At 41.8% G+C, this 24,487-nt stretch carries 17 protein-coding genes; 11 read left to right on the forward strand and 6 right to left on the reverse strand.

Annotated elements, in window-relative coordinates; all coding sequences use genetic code 11:
- Nucleotides 1-18: 18 nt before the first annotated feature.
- Together LN995_RS06670 and LN995_RS06675 are read right to left on the reverse strand one after the other, a co-directional pair.
- Nucleotides 19-1,434, reverse strand: coding sequence for an exonuclease domain-containing protein (locus LN995_RS06670; protein ID WP_229959640.1), 1,416 nt, complete (start codon nt 1,432-1,434; stop codon nt 19-21).
- Nucleotides 1,435-1,580: 146 nt separating this feature from the next.
- Nucleotides 1,581-2,711 (reverse strand): AI-2E family transporter, encoded by a 1,131-nt coding sequence (locus LN995_RS06675; RefSeq protein WP_229959642.1) that lies wholly within the window; start codon nt 2,709-2,711, stop codon nt 1,581-1,583.
- A gap of 356 nt (nt 2,712-3,067) precedes the next feature.
- Between LN995_RS06675 and LN995_RS06680 the strand changes: the two genes are divergently transcribed.
- The 8 genes from LN995_RS06680 to rplT all read left to right on the forward strand — a co-directional run bounded on the left by LN995_RS06680 (nt 3,068) and on the right by rplT (nt 13,035).
- A complete protein-coding gene (locus LN995_RS06680) occupies nt 3,068-4,930 on the forward strand; it encodes a DNA topoisomerase IV subunit B (RefSeq protein ID WP_229959644.1) in 1,863 nt (620 codons plus the stop codon).
- The gene (locus LN995_RS06685; RefSeq protein WP_229959646.1) at nt 4,923-7,682 is read left to right on the forward strand and encodes a DNA gyrase/topoisomerase IV subunit A; all 2,760 of its coding nucleotides are present in this window, start codon (nt 4,923-4,925) and stop codon (nt 7,680-7,682) included. Before LN995_RS06680 ends, LN995_RS06685 begins: the two co-directional genes overlap by 8 nt.
- Before the next feature lie 59 nt (nt 7,683-7,741).
- On the forward strand, nt 7,742-8,524 hold the full coding sequence (locus tag LN995_RS06690) for a tetratricopeptide repeat protein (protein ID WP_229959648.1): 783 nt from the start codon (nt 7,742-7,744) through the stop codon (nt 8,522-8,524).
- 168 nt (nt 8,525-8,692) lie between these two features.
- Entirely contained in the window at nt 8,693-9,781 is a 1,089-nt protein-coding gene (locus LN995_RS06695; protein ID WP_229959650.1) for a tetratricopeptide repeat protein, read from the forward strand.
- Nucleotides 9,782-9,795: 14 nt separating this feature from the next.
- A complete protein-coding gene (thrS, locus tag LN995_RS06700) occupies nt 9,796-11,733 on the forward strand; it encodes a threonine--tRNA ligase (RefSeq protein ID WP_229959652.1) in 1,938 nt (645 codons plus the stop codon).
- A gap of 119 nt (nt 11,734-11,852) precedes the next feature.
- Nucleotides 11,853-12,380 carry a translation initiation factor IF-3 gene (infC, locus tag LN995_RS06705; RefSeq protein WP_229959654.1) on the forward strand — a complete coding sequence of 176 codons (528 nt, stop codon included), beginning with the start codon at nt 11,853-11,855 and terminating at the stop codon, nt 12,378-12,380.
- 23 nt (nt 12,381-12,403) lie between these two features.
- Nucleotides 12,404-12,598, forward strand: a complete 195-nt coding sequence (gene rpmI / locus LN995_RS06710) for a 50S ribosomal protein L35 (protein ID WP_229959656.1) — start codon at nt 12,404-12,406, stop codon at nt 12,596-12,598.
- Between the two features lie 92 nt (nt 12,599-12,690).
- On the forward strand, nt 12,691-13,035 hold the full coding sequence (rplT, locus tag LN995_RS06715) for a 50S ribosomal protein L20 (RefSeq protein ID WP_229959658.1): 345 nt from the start codon (nt 12,691-12,693) through the stop codon (nt 13,033-13,035).
- Between the two features lie 244 nt (nt 13,036-13,279).
- Here the strand turns inward: rplT and LN995_RS06720 are convergent, their stop codons facing one another.
- Nucleotides 13,280-15,100 (reverse strand): hypothetical protein, encoded by a 1,821-nt coding sequence (locus LN995_RS06720; RefSeq protein ID WP_229959660.1) that lies wholly within the window; start codon nt 15,098-15,100, stop codon nt 13,280-13,282.
- A gap of 258 nt (nt 15,101-15,358) precedes the next feature.
- Between LN995_RS06720 and LN995_RS06725 the strand changes: the two genes are divergently transcribed.
- Nucleotides 15,359-16,117 carry a polysaccharide deacetylase family protein gene (locus LN995_RS06725; protein WP_229959661.1) on the forward strand — a complete coding sequence of 253 codons (759 nt, stop codon included), beginning with the start codon at nt 15,359-15,361 and terminating at the stop codon, nt 16,115-16,117.
- A gap of 1 nt (nt 16,118) precedes the next feature.
- Here the strand turns inward: LN995_RS06725 and LN995_RS06730 are convergent, their stop codons facing one another.
- A complete protein-coding gene (locus tag LN995_RS06730) occupies nt 16,119-17,423 on the reverse strand; it encodes a glycosyltransferase (RefSeq protein WP_229959663.1) in 1,305 nt (434 codons plus the stop codon).
- A 122-nt stretch (nt 17,424-17,545) separates the two neighbouring features.
- Complete coding sequence (locus tag LN995_RS06735) at nt 17,546-18,697, reverse strand: glycosyltransferase family protein (protein ID WP_229959665.1); 1,152 nt, start codon at nt 18,695-18,697, stop codon at nt 17,546-17,548.
- A 305-nt stretch (nt 18,698-19,002) separates the two neighbouring features.
- Between LN995_RS06735 and LN995_RS06740 the strand changes: the two genes are divergently transcribed.
- Entirely contained in the window at nt 19,003-20,022 is a 1,020-nt protein-coding gene (locus tag LN995_RS06740; protein WP_229959667.1) for a zinc-dependent alcohol dehydrogenase family protein, read from the forward strand.
- Between the two features lie 109 nt (nt 20,023-20,131).
- Here the strand turns inward: LN995_RS06740 and LN995_RS06745 are convergent, their stop codons facing one another.
- Nucleotides 20,132-21,601 (reverse strand): M28 family peptidase, encoded by a 1,470-nt coding sequence (locus tag LN995_RS06745; RefSeq protein ID WP_229959669.1) that lies wholly within the window; start codon nt 21,599-21,601, stop codon nt 20,132-20,134.
- 423 nt (nt 21,602-22,024) lie between these two features.
- On the opposite strand from LN995_RS06745, the gene LN995_RS06750 reads away from it, so the two are divergent.
- Nucleotides 22,025-24,361, forward strand: coding sequence for a glycoside hydrolase family 95 protein (locus LN995_RS06750; protein ID WP_229959671.1), 2,337 nt, complete (start codon nt 22,025-22,027; stop codon nt 24,359-24,361).
- Nucleotides 24,362-24,487 lie beyond the last annotated feature (126 nt).

Below are 24,487 nucleotides of genomic sequence, written 5' to 3' on the forward strand. Positions count from 1 at the left end.
TAATGAGGTTCTGTGATTTTAATCAAACACAATTAACTTTTCTTTATGGGTGCCGCGCATGTGGCTCCTGATAATCTGCTGCACATCTTTATTATCGTTATAACGTTTTATCACGCTTTTGAAATCGTCAATACTTTGTGCAGAGAAGAACTCATCCATAAATCCAAAGCCTAAGTAAGTGCCATTCTCTACTACTACCACTGACTTCTCTCCATACTCACGACCCTTGCCGATAATTACAAAGCTGTCATGCTCATACGAGAAGGATTCAACGGCCTGGTCTACGCGGGCATTATATTCTTCAGGGCTCTCTTGGCCGATGCAGGCGCCATTGCACTGGTGTACCTGGTAATCGAAACAGGCTCCGTTGGTTTTATACAAATCACACAATTTCTGGCAGAGGTTATACTTCGCTACCTTATGAAAAAGAAAGCCTTTTGCCTTAAACTGGTTGGTTAGTGCGATAAGCGGTGTCATGCTGATGTTATCCGCTTTGTTCACGCTTCCGAATGTCAGGCGTTTGTAACCATTGCCGTCTTCATACATAAATATTCCGGTGTTGAACACAGAGCGTCGCTGTTGCCGGTTATAATGTGGCTTCATGCGCTTTATCTCTGCCGACTCAAACAGAAGCGCCACCAGTTCATTACCCATTTGCTCATAAGTAATGTCTGAAATCTGGTTCTTGAAATCCAGTGACTTGCGGCTTTTATAATCGATGTTAAAGTGCTGAATAATGCGCTTACGGATGTTTTTGCTCTTACCTACATAAATCACTTCACCTTGCTCATTATGGAAGTAATAAACGCCTGGTGTCGTTGGCAAAGCATCTACTTGTTCTTTTCTGATGTTAGGTGGCAGTAACGAAGTTTTGATTTCCTGCTTCAGCATCTGTTGTGCAGGTTGCTCTGCCATCTGCTGGTTACCATCTATAACAGGTCTGTTTATCTTAATCAGCTTGTCGAACAACTTGGCAGTAGCCTCTGCATCGCCTATAGCACGATGGCGTAACTGTAGATCAATATTTATGCTCTTGCAGAGCTTCCCAAGACTATAAGAAGGCAGACCAGGTATTAGTGAGCGGCTTAAGCGAACGGTGCAAAGAGTCTTGCGCTGAAAGTTAAAGCCAAGGTCAGCAAACTCTTTTTTGATGAATGAGTAATCGAAGCGGACATTATGCGCTACAAACACCATGCCTTCGGTAAACTTTACAATATCCTTTGCCACCTCATAGAACTTAGGCGCGTCCTGCACCATATCATCCGTTATGCCCGTGAGCTGCGAAATAAAAAAGGGGATAGACCGCTGCGGGTTGATAAGTGTGTTATACTTGTCAACTATCTGCTGCCCATCGTGTATGAATATAGCAATTTCAGTTATCTTGTCTTGAGCAGGTTGGCTACCTGTGGTCTCAATGTCTACTATGGCGTACAAGCTATTGTCTTTTTAGTGCTTTAAATACAGCAACTGGAGTTATAACAGGTGCTATACTATAAACCAATATTTTTAGTAATACGTTTCAAACTTGCTTAGCACTACAATATTTGCAAACATAGTTAGTAACCTGTCGGTTTTAGTAATTACTGGTTTCTTTCACCCTTAGCCTCTCCTTTCCAGATGGACGAGAACCATTTGCTGACTTTGCCACGCTTTTTGGGCTTTACGTCATCTATATCTGCCAGCAGGAAGCCTAGTGGTACCAGTGGCTCATAAGAATCAAAGATTACTTTCAGAATGGCAATACCGGGTAAAGCCAGAATCATTCCTGCTGCTCCCCACAAGGCGCCGCCTAACAGTAAGGCCACAATTGCTGCAAAAGGATTTATACTGACTTTAGAGCCGACCACATATGGCGTTATAAAATTACCCTCCAGAAACTGCACAAAAACAAACACGCCGATAACCAAAACGGCATCAATCAGATGTCCGGTTGTAGCGAGTGTGAAAAGTGCAGGCAGTAAAGAACCGATCAGGATGCCGATATAAGGAATAATGGTCAGGATAGAGGCAAAAACACCAAAGAAAAGCGCGTACTTCACACCTAATATAAACAATCCTGCAGAGTTGAGTAACGACACTACCACAATAACAATCATCAGCCCAGAAATATAGCTTTGAGCCACGCGTTGTATAAGATGCAGGGTCTGCACCATATTATCGCGACGATCTCTGGTAATGAGCATGAAAAGAAACTTCTCCAGGTGATCACGGTAGTAGAGCAGGCAGAAAACATAAATAGGAACTACTGTAAGAGCTGCAATTAAACCGGTGGTCATTGAAATAGTATTTCCCAGAAAGGTGCCGGCAATGTCCTGCAGGCTGGTTATAGCATTGCGCACCAAGTCTGTTTTATTTGTGGGTTGTATGCCAAAATTATCTAACATAAACAGCTGCACTTGCTCAATCAGGTCGGTTATATTGTTGCCGATTGTTTGTAGTTCACTCGTCAGGCTCATTATCTGGGTAGACAGGAACCAGATCAGCAGCCCCAGCACTACAACAATCAATATGATACTAATAATGATAGCCAGCGGGCGGGGTATCTTCACGCGCTCCATCTTGCGATTAAGGGGCAAAAGCAGGAGGGCAAACAGAAGCGAGAAAGCTAATGGCACCAAAAGGGACTGAAAAGCTTGCAGAAGCCATATAAGCAGGTACACCCCTAATAATATAAGGATGTATTTTAAATAATTGGGTAACTTTATCTCCATAAAACATTTTTCAAATAAAGAGCTGCCTAAACATGCAGGAACATTTTCTGCATGTTTAGGCAGTATTATTGCTGTACAAATATAATCTTTTTTTAATGTAAAAATGCTAAATATTTTAGCTGTAGTATATGTTTAAAAAAGCTGTTTTAGATGAACTAGCCTTGTATTTTTTTAGTTGTATAAAAAAGAGAAGTTTAAAGCTGCAATTTACATTTCTGATTTAACTAATAGTTTTAGTAAAAAAAGATTTACTTTGCAGCAAGACATGGTGTTAAAACTTAATTGTGCCATGTGTCTTCTATTTTTTCTATATTTCCGATTGATTCTATCGAAACAAATACACTTACGCTTAAATAATGGCAGAGTTAGACCATAATTACAACGAAGACAGCATTCGCTCGCTGGAGCCGCGCGAGCACATCAGGTTGCGCCCTGGTATGTACATCGGCAAGCTGGGAGACGGCTCTTCGGCCGATGACGGTATTTACATTTTGGTAAAAGAGGTAATCGACAACTCCATTGATGAACACGTGATGGGTTTCGGTAAAACCATTGAGATCAAGATTTCAGACCACAAGGTACAGGTGCGCGACTATGGCCGTGGAATTCCGCTGGGCAAGGTGATCGACTGCGTGAGTAAGATAAACACGGGTGGTAAGTACGACAGCAAGGCTTTCCAGAAGTCAGTAGGTCTGAACGGTGTGGGTACAAAGGCTGTAAATGCCCTTTCGAGCCACTTCCGTATTCAGTCTGTACGCGACGGACAGATGAAGGCAGCTGAGTTTGAGCGCGGCGTGCTGACGCTTGATTCTAACTTGCAGGAAACTTCTCAGCGCAACGGTACGCTTACGGTTTTCACGCCAGACGATACCATTTTCAAAAACTTCCAGTTCAACCTCGATTACCTCGAGAACCAGGTATGGAATTATGCCTACCTTAACTCCGGCCTTACCATTAATTTTAACGGTAAGAAATACTTCTCAGAGAATGGCCTGCTGGACCTGCTCCGTAACAAGGCTGACGAGGAGAACATGCGCTACCCGATCATCCACCTGAAAGGAACAGACATTGAACTTGCCCTTACGCACGGCAATGACTATGGTGAGGAATACTATTCCTTCGTGAACGGCCAGTATACGACAATGGGCGGAACACACCTGGCGGCTTTCCGTGAGGCGGTGGTGAAAACGGTTCGGGAGCATTATAAAAAAGACTATGATGCAGCTGATATTCGTGCCTCTATTATAGGTGCGATCTCGTTGCGTGTGCAGGAACCCGTGTTCGAGTCGCAGACAAAAACCAAGTTAGGTTCTATTGATATGGGCCCAGACGGTCCGACTGTGCGTGGTTACATCAACGATTTTGTGCGTGAGCACCTCGACAATTACCTGCACAAGAATCCTGCTACTGCTGAGGCGCTGAAAAAGCGAATCGAGCAGAGTGAGCGTGAGCGTAAGGACATGGCAGGTGTGAAGAAGTTGGCCAACCAGCGTGCTAAAAAAGCAAACCTGCACAACCGCAAGTTGCGCGACTGCCGTCTGCACTTCAACGAAGACAAGCACGAGAACTCTTTGCTTTCTACACTTTTTATCACAGAGGGTGACTCAGCAAGTGGTTCTATCACTAAGTCGCGCAATGTGGATACCGAGGCGGTGTTCAGTTTGCGTGGTAAGCCGCTGAACTGCTTTGGCCTGAAGAAAAAAGTGGTGTACGAGAACGAGGAGTTTAACCTGTTGCAGCACGCGCTGAACATTGAAGAAGGTCTGGAAGGTCTGCGTTACAACCGCGTGGTAATTGCTACCGATGCCGACGTGGACGGTATGCACATTCGCCTGCTGTTGCTGACGTTCTTTCTGCAGTTTTTCCCTGACCTGGTGCGTAACGGCCATGTGTATATTCTGGAAACTCCGCTTTTCCGTGTACGCAACAAGAAGGAAACCATTTACTGCTACAACGAAACCGAGAAGCAGGAAGCCATGAACAAATTGGGCAAGAAACCAGAGATTACCCGCTTTAAAGGTTTGGGAGAAATTTCACCAGACGAGTTCGGTAAATTTATCGGCGAAAACATTAAACTAAAGCCTGTTATCCTGCACAAGGATACCACTATACAAAAGATTCTGAGCTACTACATGGGCAAGAACACGCCTGACCGTCAGCAGTTCATTATCGATAATTTGAAGATTGAAAAAGACATAGTAGAGGAAGTATATGCATAACGAAGATTTAAACGAAGAATTGCACCATCACGAAGGAGAAGAAGAGCAGGGCGTACAGTTTACCGATGGCGAAGAAGAAGTCATCCATAACGTAACACCTGTTTCTGGTCTGTACGAAAACTGGTTCCTCGATTATGCTTCTTATGTAATTCTGGAGCGTGCGGTGCCAGCCATTGAAGATGGTCTGAAACCGGTGCAGCGCCGCATCCTGCACGCCATGAAAGAAATGGACGATGGTCGCTTTAACAAAGTAGCCAACGTCATAGGGCAGACCATGCAGTACCACCCACACGGCGATGCCTCTATTGGTGATGCTATTGTGGGTTTAGGGCAGAAAGACCTTTTAATTGAAACACAGGGTAACTGGGGTGATGTACGTACGGGTGACAGTGCAGCAGCTTCCCGTTACATTGAGGCACGACTTTCTAAATTTGCTTTAGATGTTGTGTTTAACCCGCAGACAACGCAGTGGCAGCTGTCTTACGATGGGCGTAAAAACGAGCCGGTTACTTTACCTGTTAAGTTCCCGCTGCTGCTGGCGCAGGGTGTGGAAGGTATTGCCGTAGGTTTATCTACCAAAGTAATGCCGCATAACTTCAGGGAGCTGATCAAAGGTTCTATTGATGTGCTGAAAGGGCGTCAAACACTACTACTGCCAGACTTCCCGAATGGAGGACAGGTAGATGTAACGAACTATAACGGTGGTGCGCGGGGTGGTAAAATACGCGTTCGTGCCACTATCGAAAAAGTAGATAAGACGCTGCTAATTATCCGCGATGTGCCTTATGGCATTACCACAACCGGATTGATGGATTCTATTGTGAAAGCGAGTGAGAACAATAAGATCAAAATCAAGAAGGTGGTGGACAACACGGCGGCTAATGTAGAGATACATGTACAGTTGCCTCCCGGCGTGTCACCGGATCTAACAATAGATGCGCTGTATGCTTTTACTGATTGTGAAGTCTCAATTTCTCCAAACACCTGTGTCATTATAGAAGACAAGCCGCACTTTATGAGTGTGGATGAATTACTGCGTATTTCTACTTTTAAAACAGTAGACCTGCTGAAGCGCGAGCTGGAGATTCGTAAAGGAGAGCTGGAAGATAAATGGCATCATTCCTCGCTGGAGAAAATATTTATCGAAAATCGTATCTATCGCGATATTGAAGAGTGTGAGACATGGGAAGCTGTGTTGAATGCAATCGATACAGGTTTAGACCCATTCAAGCCTTTGCTTCGCCGTGAGGTAACCGAAGATGATATTATCCGACTGACAGAGATCAAAATTAAACGCATATCGAAGTATGACTCTTTTAAAGCTGATGAATATATCAGGAAGCTGGAAGAAGAGATGGCTGAGGTGGACGACCACTTAGCTAACCTAATTCGCTATGCAATTGCATACTTTGAAGGCTTGATGAAAAAGTACGGACAGGGTAAAGAACGTCGTACACAGGTCAAGACTTTTGATGTGATCAATGCGCAGAACGTTGCTATTGCGAACCAGAAGCTTTACATGAATGCCAAAGATGGCTTTATCGGAACAAGCCTCCGCAAAGATGAGTTTGTGTGCGATTGCTCAGACATGGACGACATCATCGTGTTCCGCAAAGATGGTAAGTTCATGGTAACCAAGGTGGCCGACAAAACCTTTGTGGGGAAAGATATTATTATGGCTGGCGTTTACAACAAGAACGACGAGCACATGGTGTACAACATGATCTATGCGGATGGTAAATCTGGCGTATCTTATGCCAAGCGCTTCTCTGTTAAGTCCATCACCAGAGATAAAGAATATGACCTTACTAAAGGCGAGAAAGGTTCTAAGGTTCATTACCTGACAGCTAACCCTAATTCAGAGTCTGAGGTGGTAACAGTAACACTTACGCCTGCTGCTTCGGCCCGTAACAAGGTCTTTGATTTTGACTTTGCAGATTTGATGATTAAAGGCAAAGGTTCGAACGGTAATATCGTAACGAAGTATCCGGTGAAAAAAGTCGTGCAGAAAAGCTTGGGCGATTCTACATTGGGAGGCCGTGAAATTTCTTATGATGAAGTTATTGGTAGACTGAACACCGAAGGCAGGGGGCGGTATTTAGGTTCTTTCAATACAGATGATACCATCCTGGTAATCTATGATGACGGCACCTATGAGATGACATCCTTTGACCTGACGAACCATTATGCGGTAGAAAAAATCAAAGTGCTGCAGAAGTTTGATCCGGAGCTGGTTATTTCCGCTATTTATTATGAGGGAGATAATAAAACGTACTACCTGAAACGTTTCAAAGTGGAGACTTCTACGGTAGGTAAAAAATTCCCATTTATACCGGAAACCAAAGGTTCAAGGCTGGAGGCTGTTTCTACGCATCCTGAGCCGCTGGCTAACATTAAGTTCAAACGTTCTATCCGTGGAGAGAAAGAATCAGAGAAACTGCTGCTCAGCGAGTTTATGGATGTGAAGGGATGGAAAGCTATGGGGAATAAGCTCAACTATTATAAAATTCTGGAGGTAGATGTACCAAAGCAGGAGGTAATTGAGCTGCAGGATGAAAAGCCCAAAGCCAAAAGAACTGCTGTTTCAAAGAAAGAGCCTGTATCAGTGCCTGCAGAGTTAAAAGAACTGGCGGCAGAGGCTGTCTTGTCTAGTGGTACTCAACATCTTAAGGAGGAAAACGTAGATGTTAGTGAAGACATTGAAAGGGCTAAAGAAGCCCTTAAGAAAAAGAAGCAGCTAAACATTTTCTAAAGTAGGCTGAGTACTTGCAAAAGTCTTTTTTTATCCTTAGGTTAAGGTGTGGAATGATTATGAAGAGACTTTATAGCGTTTTGTTTATAGTTTGCATGTGTTGTGCATTTCAGTCTGTTTGTACAGCAGCAGACAACTCAGAAAATGAGTTGCTGCTGCAACGTGCAGAACAGCTGTTGAGCAGCCATAAAGACAATGAAGCTCTTCATTTGTATGAGAAGGTATTAGCTTTGTCTGCAGATAGCTACGAAGCACTTTGTAAAGCAAGTTTGTTACATTGCCGCATTGGCGATCGTTACAGTGATGAAACGAGTAAGCTGCAGCACTTTGAAAAGGCCAAGAACTATGCCCGGCGTGCTTACAGTATTAATTCAACTGACGCTGAGTCTAATTTTGTAATGGCTATGTCAATGTACGCTTATGCCATGGTTGCTGGCCCAAAGGAACGCCTTAGTAGTATTCATGATGCAAAACCTTTTATAGATGCTGCTTTGGCATGCAACAGCCATCATGATGGTGCCTGGTATTTGTTAGGGCGCTGGTATTATAAAATGGCAAACCTTAATTTTGCGGAAAAAATTGCTGCAAAGGTTTTTTTTGATGGTCTTTGTGAAGAAGCCACTAACCAGCATGCTGTTGAAGCCCTCAATAACGCTATTGCTTATAATCCCACTTATATTAGATATTATTACGACCTTGCCTGTATTTATCAGGATATGAATGAAACGCAATCCTGCATCACGACTTTAGAAAAAGCTCTAACTGTTAACCTTGATACAAAGAACGAGCTAGAGCTAAGCAGGCGTTGCAAGATTATGTTAAAGGAACATCTTAATAATTAGAAGATATCTTTTAAAATCAAAAAGCCTGCCACCGCAAGGAAGCAGGCTTTTTGATTTTAATTAGTTATTGATTCAGGGAAGGGATACAGTATTCTATTAATAGAAATTATCTTAATTTAGCGCTTATATAGTAAAAGCCGGTATTTTGCAGAAATTTAGATTGAAAAGATGGTAGGGCGAATTTACAAAATGTTGGTGCTGTTACTATCTGTTATATTTGTCTCTTGTAATACAGATAAGGGCGATCAGGAGCGTATGGTAAATCTGCAGCAGGTTTCTAATAATGTAGAATCGCAACTGGAAAATTTAAGTGCAGCTATTGCTAAGTCGAAGCGCGACGGTAGTCTTTATGCCAGGCGAGCAGTGGTGCTATTGCGACGAGGAGAGTTAGATCAGGCGTTGCAGGACGCAGACAGAGCTGTTAAACTGACAAAAAATGAACCTGCCAGCCTCTTTGTGAAAGCACAGGTGTTGCGGGTGATGGGGCGAGAAGGCGAAGCATTGCCTCTTGCCTTACGGGCAGAGCGTAATTCTTACCAGAGCTCGTCTTTATATGTGCTTTTGGGGGAGATGTACCTTCAGCGTCGGGATTATCAGAAAGCGTTGGTGTACTTGAATAAAGCTCAGGAGCTATCTCCTGCAGATGAATTTGCCTTCTATTATAAAGGAAGGGTGCTGGCAGCTACAGGAGACACGGCAAGGGCTGAACATTATTATAAACAAGCCCTGGAAAATGCTTCCTCTTTTATGGAGCCTCAGCGCGAGCTGGCAGGTATCTATATTGCGCAGGATGATTTTGCCATAGCAGGGACTTATATAAATGGAGCTATTAAACTAGCCCCTAATGATGGGCAGGTCCTTTATTATAAAGGCTTAAGTTATCTTTCAGCGCAAAAACCGGACAGTGCTCAGCAGTATTTTGTTAAAGCTCTGTCAGTGAATGATACGTTACAGGGAGCTAATTATCAGCTCGGTATTATGCGCCATAGCCAGGGAGACAATGCTGCAGCCATAGCACACCTGGAGAAGGTCGTTAGTAAAGTCTATATAAACAGGCCAAAGTATATGACAACCCTTGCCAGTAGCTATGAGCGTACAGGCCAATATGCAAATTCGCTTGCTCAGTACCATCGATTAGTGAACATAGAACCCAGCTATACTTTTGCCTATGAAAGCATAAGCCGTCTGAAGTATAAATTGAGTAGACCAAAACCTGATAGTACCAAGGTGCGTCAGGTTACAAGTGAAGAACAATAGACAATAAGATAATAATGATCAACATCACACTGCCAGATGGCTCTGTACGCCAATATGAACAAGGCGTAACAAGCCTTGAGATTGCACAGAGCATAAGTGAAGGCTTAGCCCGTAATGTACTTGCTGCCAAAGTTAATGATACTGTCTGGGACCTTAGCCGCCCTATAAACCAGGATGCAACGGTACAGCTTCTCACCTGGAATGATGATTTAGGTAAAAATACTTTCTGGCACTCATCTGCACACTTGCTGGCTGAGGCACTGGAAGAACTGTATCCGGGTATAAAATTTGGTATTGGCCCTCCTGTAGAGAATGGGTTCTATTATGATGTGGATCTTGGAGAACAACAGTTTTCTCAGGATGACTTTGCCAAAGTGGAGCAAAAAATGCTGGAACTTGCCCGCAATAAGAGTGAGTTTACCCGCAGAGAAGTTTCGAAGGCAGAGGCAGTAGATTACTTTACAGAGAAAGGTGATGAGTACAAGCTGGACCTGATAAAAGATCTGGCGGATGGCACTATCACATTTTATGAGCAAGGAAAGTTTGTAGACCTTTGCCGTGGGCCACACATCCCTAATACTAGCATTATTAAAGCTGCTAAAATTATGAATGTGGCTGGTGCGTACTGGCGTGGCGACGAAAACAGCAAACAGCTAACCCGCATATATGGCGTTACATTCCCAAAACAGAAAGAGCTGACAGAGTACCTGGAGCGCTTGGAAGAGGCTAAGAAACGTGACCACCGTAAATTGGGTAAGGAACTGGAACTGTTTGCCTTCTCTGAGAAGGTGGGAATGGGCTTGCCATTGTGGTTGCCAAAAGGCACACTGTTACGTGAGCGCTTAGAGCAGTTTATGCGTAAAGCGCAGACGCGTGCCGGATACCAGCCAGTAGTAACGCCTCATATAGCCAGCAAAGAGCTGTATGTTACATCCGGCCACTATGAGAAATACGGTGCAGATTCGTTTCAGCCAATTAAGACACCAAACGAAGGTGAAGAGTTCTTTCTGAAGCCAATGAACTGCCCTCACCACTGTGAGATATATAAAACTCGTCCGCGCTCTTATAAAGAGCTACCGGTGCGCCTGGCTGAGTTTGGAACTGTGTATCGTTATGAGCAAAGTGGTGAGCTGCATGGCCTGACTCGTGTTCGTGGCTTTACACAGGATGATGCTCATATTTTTTGCCGCCCGGACCAGGTGAAAGATGAATTTACAAAAGTAATTGACCTGGTGTTGTATGTGTTTAAAGCGTTAGGTTTTGATGACTATACAGCACAAATATCCCTGCGTGACCCAGAAAACAAGCAAAAGTACATTGGCGGAGACGAAGCATGGGACAAGGCAGAGCGTGCTATTATAGAGGCAGCCGAAGAGAAAGGGTTAAGAACTGTAACCGAATTGGGTGAGGCTGCGTTTTACGGACCAAAGCTTGACTTTATGGTAAAGGATGCCCTTGGCCGTAAATGGCAGCTTGGAACTATTCAGGTAGATTACCAGTTACCAGAAAGGTTCCAGTTGGAATACATTGGTGCTGATAATCAAAAACATCGCCCGGTAATGATTCACCGTGCGCCATTTGGTTCTTTAGAGCGCTTTGTTGCCGTACTGATAGAACATTGTGGCGGTAATTTTCCACTGTGGCTGAGCCCGGAGCAATTTGCTATACTTCCGATCTCTGAAAAATATCACGATTTTGCACAACAGGTATATGACCGATTGGCGCAGGAGGATATAAGAGGTTATGTAGATAACCGCGATGAGAAGATTGGACGTAAAATACGTGACGCTGAAGTTCGTAAAGTGCCATACATGCTGATTGTAGGAGAGAAAGAGCAGGAGAATGGAGCCGTATCAGTACGTAAACATGGTGAAGGCGATTTAGGCAGCATGTTAGTGGAAGAGTATATCAGCTTATTTAAATCTAAAATAGCTGCATTACTCAATAATTAAAGAAGATATTTTTTTCTTGATAGATAAATTGCGATATTCGCAACTTAATTGTAATAATTAAAACTTAAGGAGGTACAACTATAGCTACGCAAAACAGGCGCTATATCCCACGCGGAAAGGTGGAGGAGCCATACAAAGTCAATGATAAAATAACTGCCAGAGAGGTAAGGGTGGTTGGTGACAATGTAGAGCAGGGGGTTTACCCTACAAGGCAAGCCCAGCAAATGGCCAACGAGCAAAATCTAGACCTGGTAGAGATTTCGCCAACTGCAAATCCACCCGTTTGCCGTATTATCGACTACTCGAAATTTAAATACGAGCAGAAGAAAAAGACGCGGGAAATGAAAGCGAAGGCTCAGAAAGTGGTAATCAAAGAGATCCGTTTCGGTCCGAATACAGATGACCACGATTTTGAGTTTAAGCTGAAACATGCCCAGGGTTTTCTGGAAAGTGGTTATAAGGTGAAGTCTTACGTTCACTTTGTGGGTAGATCTATTGTTTTTAAGGAAAGAGGAGAAATCCTGTTACTTAAATTTGCCCAGGCACTTGAGGACCTTGCTAAAGTTGAGCAGTTACCTAAGTTGGAAGGGAAAAGAATGTTTTTAATTCTTTCTCCTAAGGTAGCACCTGCTGCTTCTAAAAAGTAATTTGTTTAATAATTTATATACCCATGCCAAAAGTTAAAACTAAATCTGGTGCAAAGAAGCGTTTCTCTTTGACAGGTTCTGGCAAAATTAAGCGTAAGCACGCTTTTAAAAGCCATATCCTGACTAAGAAAACGACAAAGCAAAAGCGTAATTTGACACACACTGGCCTTGTTAGCTCTGCTGACGAAGCAAACGTGAAATTTATGCTTAAAATCTAACTTCTAAAGTTAGTAAGGTTAATACAGTACGAACCCAGTGCCTGGTCTTTAAAAAGATTATTTGAATCACCAGTCGCTAAAACTTTTAAAAAATGCCTAGATCGGTAAATGTCGTTGCAGCACGACACAGAAGAAAAAAAGTAATGAAATTGGCCAAAGGTTACTTTGGCCGTCGCAAGAATGTTTGGACAGTTGCGAAAAACGCGGTAGAAAAAGGCTTAGTTTATGCTTACCGTGATAGAAAAGTTAAGAAGAGAGATTTCCGTGCGTTGTGGATTCAGCGTATTAATGCAGGTGCTCGTGAGCATGGCTTATCTTATTCTCAGCTAATGGGTGCCCTTAAAAAGGCTAACATCGACCTGAACCGCAAAGTACTTGCTGACCTGGCGATGAATCATCCAGAAGCTTTCAAAAGCATTGTTGACAAAGTAAAGTAATTTACTAGCAATATATTAGAAGAAGGGCTTAGCATTTTGCTAAGCCCTTTTTACTTTATAATACTAAGGGTAACTAAGTAAGTTTAAAGACAACCTGTAATCATGGGTTCTGCATTCTTATAAAAAATCCCCTGCTGTTCCTTCTTAAGCATTTAAAAGTACCTAGGAAAGATATAGCGAGGGATAGGAGTAGAATTACTTGTCTCTTAGCTAACAAATAAAGTCTTAAAAGGCAAAGAGTATCTTAAGCTGATGTTAGCTTTTCCAGTTTAGAAAACAGAAGTTGGTCTTCCGCTTCCAATAACTCATCTATAAATAATACCTGCTTCTCCAGGTTATCAGCATATACCTTAGAGGCTATTCCTTTATAATAAGAAATACCTTTCATAAGCTCCTGCCAAAAGTTCTGGAGGTATTTGTGCTGCTTATCAGTTAGAGTATTAAGTTGCTCAGCTTTTTGATTCTTCCAGTAGTCTATGTACATCTTCAGTTCGTTCACAAACATGTGCGGACGATAAGTCTGATTCAGCACATTAAAACGGCCATAAATATGATCAACCATCTCCTGTAGTTTAAATATGCCTGTGAAGTAAGCTAGGTTTGGCCCAGGACATATCGTAACACCTTTGGATGTTTGTTTTTGGCTAATCCCGATCCCGAGCTTTACAAGTACAGTGTTGGCTAAACCTTCGCAAAGGCACTCCTTAACCAGCACTTTTGCTTCTTCTGCTTTGTATTCATCCTGAGGCAGTCCCTGCTTTGCAAGTTGCTCAAGCTTTAGCCGCTGATATTTTCTGGATGCCGTACATATTGGTTCTGTTGTAAATTCTGAATTAGATACAAGATGTTTTTTCACACAAGGGCTGCCAGGTTTACCTCTGTCTATTCTGTAGTTCTTTAGTTCTTCGTTGCTGGTGCCTCGCAGGCTATTGAAGGGTACACCAAGTGGCGAAATAGAGCTTAGAAACAGGTCCTTTTCTGTTGCTGTCAAAAGCTTTGCAAGTGTTTCCTGATCTACGGTAGTTGCTTCTGGAACTAATAAGAAAGGCGTACCCCAGCCTGTCGCATCTACTTTATAATATTGCAGCAGAAACTCTTGCTCATTAGCTGTACCGATGCCTCCTTGTACAGTAACGCGCATATCTGGTACTGAACGTGGCACATGCACTCCTTTGCCAGCCAGTGCAGCACAAAATATGCTGTAGAGCTCCATCTGCATGGCTTCTCTGTTTTGTTTGAACTCCTCTAAAATAGGGCCTAATAAGTAGCCATCCGTGGCAAAAGCATGTCCTCCACAGTTTAAACCAGATTCAACTCTGAATTCTGATACCCAGATTCCTTTTTTTGCCAGTATCTTACCTTGTACTAAAGCCGAGCGATAGTCGCTTACTTTGATAATAATCTTTTTAGCTATGTTGCCTTCATTATCAGGAACAAACACGGGAAACTGCTCTAAATAACTATACAGGCGCATATTAAAGCCGGCGGAAAACACCATAGAAGAATGCACGTTGCTGTTGGCGAAGCCCCGCAGAGCAGCCAGGGCATCAGAATATTCTGGAGGCAATGCTTCACCGTTCTTTGCATAATTTGTTTTATCCAGCTTTGTCATAATGTTTACATCAATACTGCCTGGCACAACGGCTTGGCGTAGCTCCTGTTGTAACTTCTGTTTTTGAGCAGAATCTTCCTGTACTAGCATCTGCTGATAAAGTGCTCGAAGAGGAGAGGTATCAGGAAGTATGGTAAAGTATTTTGTTAACCTGGATTCAGGCTCAAATTCTTCGCCTTTTATGTCAGCTATTTGCTGCTTTACCAGTTCATCTACCATGTTCAGATAAGCAGTTACACGCTTAGCTCTGTAATCTTCCTCATGAGTGGCTATGGGAACGTAAGGCTTGCTATTCAGCTGGCTGTAGTGTTCCCGCATCTGCTCCAATAGAGTATCATCGCTAAGAGAAAGTGTAGAGGAAATGCCATACTGTGCCACTTTCAAGGGAGAGTCAACAGAGAAAGCCAGCCCCATGACTGGAATATGGAATGTATGATGCATGTTAGGTTGCATAGTTATGAGAGTGATTAAGTTCACAAGGTAGGAGTGATGGTTCTGTAGAGAAATGAGGTATATCAAGCACCAAAATGACAATTGTCATTGCATTTCAGTTTTATTGAAAACGCTGATTTTTCTACTTGAACATGCTGAGCAATGTATTTAAAATCCATGTTCAGGAATTAGAGTAAGAATTTTATCCTGATAAATAGCTTTAAATATTAATATATTATCTTGCAGATATTTTAATTATTTAAAGTTTGACTGTTCCGCATGAAAAAAGAGTTGTACCTTACAATTGATGATTTCCCTTCCAGAACATCGGAGGAAATGCTCTTTTTCCTTAAAAAGAAAGATATCAGGTGTATTATTTTCTGTATCGGAAAAGAACTTGCTAAACAGGAGGACTTAGCTATAAAAGCTCTCTCGATGGGGTTTATACTTGGTAACCACTCTTATTCGCACAAAGCTTTTTCAAAGATTTCTTTACGCGAAGCTTCTAAAGAAATTCGGAAGACGCACCTTTTGCTGGAGAAGCTTTATAACAGAGCAGGAGTTGCGCGGGACAAAAAGTATTTCAGGTTTCCTTATGGAGATAAAGGTGATGGTATGCTTGGGCAGGTTTTTACCAGAGGTACAGATCCCCGAAAAAGGCTGAAGAAAAGAAAGATTCAGAAGAGCCTGACTGAACTTGGTTATACAAACATTATGGCACCAGGTGTATCTTATGGGTATTACAAAAACTATCTAGCAAAAGAACGCGACGTACACTGGACACTGGATGTAATGGAATGGTGCCTGAAAAGATCAAGCGGAATGTTCGATATTAAAAGTGAAGCAGATGTGCTGGCTAGGCTTTTTTCAGAGAATCCTTTTGACTGCAGAGGAGTAGTACCTGAAGAAAAATATGGTGTTACGTTTACTTCCTCGAACGAAGTAGTTCTGATGCATGATTGTGAGCAGACATTTTCACCCTTTAAAACTGCTATAAATGAAATGCTAGCCAAAGGGTGTCGCTTTGCAAAATTCTAAACTAATTTGCTAAATCCTGATAAATCTGAGCATATTCAGAGGCTATCTTTTCATTTGAAAAAAGCGAAACAGCTGTCTTTGCTATTCTTTCTCTTGTGAATATTACCTCTAGTTTTGCAAAATCAATGTTGTCTATAGGTGTTTTATCTTTATCTAAGTCTCCCAAGGCTATGTTAATCACTAAGCCTGTTTTATGTTTCTGAACATAACCTGCTGCACTAATCACATTACTGTTTACAAGTACTGGCAAACCTGTAGCGTTATATTCTACTACCTTAGTGCCAAGTGCTATTTTCTCTCTTTTTAGGTAGATCAGGCCATAGTCTGCAGCAGAAAGGTAGTTTGGTACCTCATGGTATTCCGGACTGATAACCAGGTATTCGCTGCTATCGATATCATTTTCTCTAAATGCCTTTTCTAGGTGTATCTTGGAACTTTGGGGAATCAGAAACAGGAATGCATGTTTGTTCTTTATCGCTCTATAGTTCTTAATTAACTCAGCATACAGGTACGGACAATGCCAGCCACCGATGCTCATGCTTCCGAGGTAACAAAAAATAATCTTACTGCCAAAGCTGTGTTTGTTTCGGATATGTTCTCTGGCAACAGCATCGAATTTAAAGTTTGAACAATCAACGTTGTTCGGTACAACTTTAAACTTAAAGTCAGTATAGCAGTTCTGATAATGCTGTTGATAATAATCAGATATGCATATAGTTAAGGATGAACCTTGCAGTAACTTCTTTTCCTGGCTTTTCCAGAACTTAAAGGCATGGCTGTCTCTTGTCCAGGAACTCTGCAGAAGATTTTCCTCTGGATAGTCTGAGCGAGGATCAAAAACTAACTTTACTTTTTTACTGATTTTTTTTAGGAGAAGAAGAATAGCAGACGAAGGATAACTTCTGCAATGGAAAACTTTAAATCTATCTATAAAAGCATATTTCAGTAAAAGAGGTAAAACCAAAAGTTTTACAACCCAAAAAAAGTAAGATGAGTCTGCCTCGTAAGGTCTGAAGCCAAGCCCTTTAACGTACTTCGGTGAAAAGTATGGAAAAGGAAACGGAAACGGTACCGGAAGAAACTTTAGCTCAATAGGTGCTGTATCGAACTTCTTTACGAAAGCTTTGATCTCTCTTCTCTTTATGAATTTCCAGTACCAGGGAAAGATGTATAATAACCGGATTTTTAAGCTCATGTCAGATTTTGCAGTTGCCTGCAACAACTCCAAAACCTGTCTTTTAAGTAAAGGACTCCAGATTTCTTCGCTATAGATAACATAGCAGACGTTTAAGTGCTTTTTTGGCATACGCTGAAGTTCTGGTAGCTACTTGCTTGGTAGGGTTTAGTTCTTGATTTGTGACTAAGCAAGCCTGCCATTTTATAGGTTTGATTTAAGCTTTGTAAAAGGAGTTCTAAACATGCAGCCTATCAGGCTATAAGTCGGTGTTTAGTATTTACGAAAAAGTGTTCAGCATCTACTGTTTCCTGGAATAAGTCTTTGTAGTAACTGCTAACTGTTTCAAATGAATAATGCTTGCTAAAACGCATATAAGATTTGGTAGCCATCTCGAATCTGTAGACCTTATCGCTGATAAGCCTCATCAGCCCCAATTCAATCTGGCTTAAGGAATTAGGATCTGTAAAATGAGCAAGGCTTTGATCAAAGATTTCCATTCTGGGCATCTCATTGTCGCAAAGTACAGCGCAACCATTTCCCATGGCTTCCAGGTACACTAAGCCATAGGCATCTTTTAAAGTAGGCATATAGAAGATGGCTGATTCACGCAATAATTTTAATACGCTGGCATTAGCAAGGTATTTATAGTGTTTATAATTTATGCTCTGTGGGAGTACAACAGGGTCACGGGTAACAAAGCTGAATTCGCAATTCGTAAATAAGTTGTTGTCACGCTGATAAATGTTTCTGATAGCAGCTAAAACATTAGACAGTCCTTTTCTTTTACCATCAATACCTACAAAACATATCTTTAAAACTTTGCCAAAGTGCTTGTTATACATCTCATCTTCGGTAAGCTTACCTATCTTTGGAATCAGAAAAGGCGCCAGTTTTACTTTATACTTCATGTAAGGAGCAAAAGAACAGAATCTTTCAATGGCGTTATTAGAACTAAAGGTTATAAAGGTAGACTGTGAGCTCATTTTGCATATCTGGTTTACCTCATGCCATCTTTCGTCATCATTGTAAATGCCTTCGTACTCATTTGTCATAAAGCCGGTATTTGTTAAAACCGGTATTCCTCTTCTCCTTATACCAGCAGGGAAAAATCCATGGGAAAAAAATAGTGCCTTGTTTTCTAACAGTTTCTGCGGTACATAAACTGTCTTCAGTTGTTGATTGAACAGATTACATCTTGTTAAGTCGACCTTTATTTTTTCGGCTAATTTTTGAACAGAGTAAAGAGACAGAAAGTGCAGAAAAGACCTGTTACTGTCGTTGAACCTGATGTTGATTGCTGTATCCTCAAGAAGCTTGAAATTTCTCGGATAAAGTACATCTGTATTATATTTGATAATCTGGCTCCTGTGAGCTATATCATTTGCTTCAAAGAAATTGACCAAAACATTTAGCTTCTCATTCATAAATGCCCATCATGTAAAATGATGCCTAAAAAGTTGTATGGTTTAGTAACTAAATTTTAATATAACTATTCACAAATATATTAAAATGTTCTAAAAATAATAAGAATAGTTAAAATAAATATGTTTCAACATGGATTAGAATTTATTGTTCTGCTTTTGAATGCTTAGGCAGGTTTTGCGACAATAAACTTTAAAGGTTCCTTACGTAAAAGTGTAATAAAGCAAACTGTTCAAGTAAGCTGATCTCAAAAAAGACGATTTAATAAACTAAAAGCAATAACATAATGAGAGCATATAAACTTCATGCACCAAAAGGATTGAATAACTTAAAACTTGGAGATTATGATGAGCCAGTAGTCAAGGACAATGAAGTAAAGATTCAGATGAAAGCTGCTTCTTTAAACTACCGTGACACAGCAGTGGCAGCAGGAGGCTTCAGTTATCCTGGCGAGCAGCTTCCTTTAATTCCTTTCAGCGACGGGGCCGGTGTTGTAACAGAAGTGGGGCAAAGTGTTAAAAAAGTGAAGCCAGGAGACCGAGTGTCTGTAAACTTTTTTCCGGACTGGCATGGCGGGGCTTTTTCAAAGCAAAAGACAGCACGTTCTTTGGGTGGTAGTACAGATGGTATATTAGCAGAGTATGTGGTTTTTGATGAGAATGCAGTCGTAAAAATCCCTGATAAACTTTCTTTTGAAGAAGCTGCTACGTTTCCGTGCGCAGGTGTTACGGCATGGCATGCACTGGTTGTAAAGGGCAGCATCAAAGCCGGAGACACAGTCCTGGTGCAAGGTACTGGTGGCGTATCTGTTTTCGGCTTACAGATTGCAAAACTTTTTGGAGCAAAAGTTATAGTTACCTCCAGCAGTAATGAGAAACTGGATCAGGCCAGAGAACTTGGTGCTGATTACCTCATCAATTATAAAGAAACTCCTGAATGGGATGAAATAGCTTTAGAATGCACTGGTGGAGAGGGGGTAGATTTTATATTGGAAGTCGGTGGCCCTGGTACATTAAACAAGTCTCTGAAAGCAATAAAGCCGGGAGGTAGTATTTACATAATTGGTGCCGTAGGAGGAGGAGCACCTGGGCAGACAGACAATATATTTATATCACCGTTAACCATGACGAACCTGCAAGGTATTTATGTCGGCAGTGCTGAAATGCTGACAGAAATATTTAAAGCTTTTGCCGCAAATCAGGTAAAACCTGTTATTGGCAAAACTTTTACTTTTGATGAGGTTAAGGATGCGCTGAACTTTATGAGTAGCGGCTCTCATTTTGGCAAAATTGTAGTTTCCATTTAATTCAGCTAGCTTCAAAAGAATAAGAGCTGCAATTACTTACATAAAAAACACCAAACATATTGCTACCTATAAGCAGGTGCATCCTTGTCTGGTGTTTTTTTATGTTTTCTTAATCAGCCCAGCGCCACTCGCCGGCAATTTTCAGCGGTTCTTCCAGGTTATTTTTAAGTAAGAAAGCTTTTGTTTCTTCATCATTTAAACGTTTGGCGGGTATACTGGAGGCGTCAGCCAACCCATATAACAGCATGCTGCTAAAGCGCACTGTGTTCTTCAAACCAGTTTCATCAACCTGATCAAAAGAGTCGCAGTCGGCATGGTAGCAGTCCCTGCCATTATTGGGTAACTTTCCTCCGAAAGAACCCCCTGTAGGAATACCATGTAGCATGAATGGCTGATGATCGGAATGCAGCCCGGCACGGGAACTAAAGCTGTTTTTAAAGGTTGTGTCTATTTGAGCAGTGATGGCACCTATAGACTGAAATAAGGGCTTACACATCTCGTTGCTGGCACTATAGCCTTTAGGATCATTCGTCATATCATAATTCAGCATAAAGGCCAGTTTATTGATAGATTTGTCTTTTATAGCCTCTTTTACATAAGCTTTAGAACCTAGTAATCCCTCTTCTTCGCCCATAAAAAGAACAAACTCAATGGTGCGCTTAGGCTTTAGTTTAAGCGCCTGAAACGTACGCGCCATATCTATAACCGAAAAAGAACCAATACCATTATCAATAGCCCCGGTAGCCAAGTCCCAGCTATCCAAGTGGCCGCCAACGACAACCTTCTCGTTTGGTAGTGATTTGCCTTTTAGTGTGGCAATTACATTACGGGCTTTTATGATTCCGGAAAAATTGCTCATATTGATCTGAGCCTTCAGAGGACCACTTTTTAACTGCTCTTTAAGCCGTAATCCATCTTCTTTACCTATACATATGGCTGGAATAGGAATAAGCTTACCAGTTACTGAAGCAGTGCCTGTCAATAAAGTACCGCCATCAACGGTATTGATGATAATGATGCCTTTTGCGTCGTATTTTATGGCAATAGCTGCTTTCTCAGAACGGTGCAATGTGTGTGTGCCTTCCGGTGAGCCAGGAAGTACACCGAGATACACTAAAGCGATCTTGTCTTTAACTGCACCAGGATTTGCCTGATAGTCAGCTTCAAGGCCATTACCCATATCTACTATGTCTGCGGTCATCTCTATTTTAGTGGGTGAGTGTGCCAGTGATACAGACTTAACAGTTTGTAAATGTGAGGCATCAGGACCAATTTTAAAACTTAAGTCTCCGCGGCTCCAACTCTCCACTTCAAAAGGCTGGTAGCGCACATCACTGAAGCCATAAGACTTTAACAGGTTATAGGCATATTCTTCTGCTTCTTTGCCATTCTCTGAACCTGTAAGCCGGTGACCAATGGTTTCGCTGGCTGTTTTAAGGGTGCTGTACGCCTTAGAGTTATTTTGTACTTCTGTGTTTATTTTCTTAAATACAGATGGCCATTCTGGGCTTACCTGAGCAAAAGCCTGAACGGATAGCAAAGCTGCCAGACATGAAGAGGTGAAAGTTTTCTTAAACATTGTCGGTAATAATTTTAGATTAGGTTTATCTAAAATAAGCATTAAAAACGATAATACACATTACTTCTTTATAGAGCTGTATTATCGTCTGATTGAAGGGGTGTCTTTAGAAAAAGTATTTCAGATTTTAACTTGTCCTTAGTGCCAGTCTTAATCAGGGCTAAATCTAAAGCGGCAAATAATTCCATACACTTAGGAAGAAGTGATAGGAAAGTAAAATGCCAGCCATCACCAATAAAGGACGTTGCTTAGGTGAAAGATGTCTTAAAAAGCTTATGTCGCACGTCATGATGCTTATGTTTTTCTACTGTACATTACATAGCTTTATGTATATAATGTACAGTTTTAATAATTAGTTGAATATATTTTGATAGATTTGTTTCTTTATCTTTACTAGCGTTAGTTAAACAATTTGAATCTTTCATGTATCAGATAAAGCCTTCTGTAAAGCAACTCTTGTTATCTCTATTGTTTATATTTCTTGCCTTCCATATAAACGGGCAACACAATCAGCAACCTAGTCAGCATGACCTTAACCTGTGGTTTAGCAAACCTGCTTCTGAATGGAACGAGGCACTACCGGTAGGCAATGGGAGGCTGGGAGCAATGGTTTTCGGTGGTATAGCATCGGAAAGATTTCAGCTAAACGAAGAAACAGTATGGACTGGTAAACCTGCTGATTTTGTAAACCCTGAAGCACGTGAAGCCTTACCTGAAGTGCGAGCCTTACTTTTTTCCGGTAAATATGCAGAAGCGCAGGAGTTAGCCAAAGAGAAAATGATGGGTGACAAAAGCGTTTCCAGCTCCTATCAAACTTTAGGTGATTTACTTCTGAACTTTGGTGAAATCTCTCAGAACATAACAAATTATAAACGGGAGCTTGACTTAAACACCGCTGTGGCTAAGGTAAGTTACAGAGCAGGGAATGTGTCTTTTACACGTGAGATATTTTCCAGTGCGTCAGACCAGGCGCTGGTAGTGAGGCTTTCAGCCGATAAGCCTGCCTCTCTTTCTTTTAACCTGACGTTAACCCGGCCAGGAAATAAGGCTAAAGTTGAGGTTATGGGTAATGAAATCATCATGAGTGAACATGTTGGCGATGGAGTAGGAGTTAGAATGGTAGCAAGGGTTAAAGTACTACATGATGGAGGGACTGTGCAAGTTGCAGGTGATAGCATTGCTGTACATAAAGGAAACACTGTAACATTGCTTCTTACTGCTGCAACCGATTATAGAGGAGATAATCCTTTGATAACGTCTGAAGCACAATTAACTGCTGCTGTTAAAAAAGATTATGATGCTCTTAAGGCTGATCATATTGCTGATTACCAGAAGTATTTTAATAGAGTGAACTTTGACTTAGGAGCTACGAATGCCTCCAAAGCACCAACAGATGAGCGATTGGCCGCTATGAAAAATGGCACTACTGATCCGCAGTTGATTAAGCTATACTATCAGTTTGGGCGATATCTTTTAATTAGCAGTTCACGACCTGGAGGCTTGCCAGCTAACCTGCAGGGGATTTGGGCTGATGGGCTTACGCCTCCCTGGAGTGCAGATTACCATATCAATATAAACATCCAGATGAATTACTGGCCAGCAGAGGTTACGAACCTTTCAGAGATGCATTTACCTTTTCTGAATTTCCTGAATGCTTTAAGACCAGATGCCCGTAAAACTGCACAAGAGATGTACGGCATAAATGGAACTGTTGCGCACTTTACTTCTGACCCCTGGTTTTTTACTGAAACTTATGGAGAACCTCAATGGGCCATGTGGCCTATGGGAATGGCGTGGTGTGCACAGCATTCGTGGGAGCATTACTTGTTTACAGAAGATAAAAAGTACTTGAAGGACTTAGGCTATCCAGTAATGAAAGATGCGGCAGAGTTCTGTGCTAACTGGCTGGTGGAAGATCCTAAAACGAAAAAATTAGTATCTGGTCCGTCTATTTCACCTGAGAATACTTTTAAAACTCCTAATGGTGAAATTGCTACCATGGTTATGGGCCCTACAATGGACCACATGATTATGCGCGACCTCCTGCAGAATACAATTGAGGCAAGTAAGGTGTTAAATGTAGATGCAGCATTGAGAAAGCATCTTGAAGGTATTCTGCAGCGTCTGACACCTACTAAAGTTGGCAGCGATGGACGCATAATGGAATGGACTGAAGAGTTTGAGGAGCCTGAACCAGGACACCGCCACATCTCGCACCTGTTTGCATTGCACCCTGGCCGGCAGATTACGAAACAGAAGAGCCCAGAGCTAATGGAGGCAGCCCGTAAAACTTTAAATTACCGCCTTTCGCACGGAGGAGGTCACACTGGCTGGAGCCGCGCCTGGATTATAAACTTTTTCGCACGATTACATGATGGTGAAGCAGCTTATGAAAACTTGGTGGCTTTGCTGCAGAAGTCTACTTTGCCCAACCTTTTTGATACGCATCCGCCATTTCAGATAGACGGAAATTTCGGTGCTACTGCAGGTATCACAGAAATGCTGCTACAAAGTCATGCTGGTGAAGTTGAACTGCTACCGGCACTACCTGAAGCCTGGAAACAAGGCTACATACATGGCATAGTGGCACGCGGAGGCTTCGAGGTAGATATTGATTGGGAAGATGGCGCGTTAAAGCAAGTTAACATACTTTCAAAGCTGGGAAACAACTGCCGTATTCGCTATAGGGATCAGGTGATTACACTTAGAACTAAGAAAGGCAAGCGTTATAAGCTTAATGCAAAGCTGCAGCAGCTATAGAACGTTTGGCTGTGTGAGAGTTGTGATATTATAAATGAAAGTTAAGTAACCTCACTTCAGTTATCAACAAGATAGTTATTCTTGTTATCTGCCGTTTTTTCGGCAGTATCTCAAGAACTGTGTAAA

Source organism: Pontibacter silvestris, assembly GCF_020907275.1.
Lineage (GTDB): Bacteria > Bacteroidota > Bacteroidia > Cytophagales > Hymenobacteraceae > Pontibacter > Pontibacter silvestris.

Excerpts from the sequence above, each read along its gene's own strand:
- LN995_RS06675 (WP_229959642.1), bottom strand. The coding sequence starts at position 2,711 with ATGGAGATAAAGTTACCCAATTATTTAAAATACATCCTTATATTATTA.
- LN995_RS06680 (WP_229959644.1), top strand. The coding sequence starts at position 3,068 with ATGGCAGAGTTAGACCATAATTACAACGAAGACAGCATTCGCTCGCTG.
- LN995_RS06685 (WP_229959646.1), top strand. The coding sequence starts at position 4,923 with ATGCATAACGAAGATTTAAACGAAGAATTGCACCATCACGAAGGAGAA.
- LN995_RS06690 (WP_229959648.1), top strand. The coding sequence starts at position 7,742 with ATGAAGAGACTTTATAGCGTTTTGTTTATAGTTTGCATGTGTTGTGCA.
- LN995_RS06695 (WP_229959650.1), top strand. The coding sequence starts at position 8,693 with ATGGTAGGGCGAATTTACAAAATGTTGGTGCTGTTACTATCTGTTATA.
- thrS (WP_229959652.1), top strand. The coding sequence starts at position 9,796 with ATGATCAACATCACACTGCCAGATGGCTCTGTACGCCAATATGAACAA.
- rpmI (WP_229959656.1), top strand. The coding sequence starts at position 12,404 with ATGCCAAAAGTTAAAACTAAATCTGGTGCAAAGAAGCGTTTCTCTTTG.
- rplT (WP_229959658.1), top strand. The coding sequence starts at position 12,691 with ATGCCTAGATCGGTAAATGTCGTTGCAGCACGACACAGAAGAAAAAAA.
- LN995_RS06720 (WP_229959660.1), bottom strand. The coding sequence starts at position 15,100 with ATGCAACCTAACATGCATCATACATTCCATATTCCAGTCATGGGGCTG.
- LN995_RS06725 (WP_229959661.1), top strand. The coding sequence starts at position 15,359 with ATGAAAAAAGAGTTGTACCTTACAATTGATGATTTCCCTTCCAGAACA.
- LN995_RS06730 (WP_229959663.1), bottom strand. The coding sequence starts at position 17,423 with ATGCCAAAAAAGCACTTAAACGTCTGCTATGTTATCTATAGCGAAGAA.
- LN995_RS06740 (WP_229959667.1), top strand. The coding sequence starts at position 19,003 with ATGAGAGCATATAAACTTCATGCACCAAAAGGATTGAATAACTTAAAA.
- LN995_RS06745 (WP_229959669.1), bottom strand. The coding sequence starts at position 21,601 with ATGTTTAAGAAAACTTTCACCTCTTCATGTCTGGCAGCTTTGCTATCC.
- LN995_RS06750 (WP_229959671.1), top strand. The coding sequence starts at position 22,025 with ATGTATCAGATAAAGCCTTCTGTAAAGCAACTCTTGTTATCTCTATTG.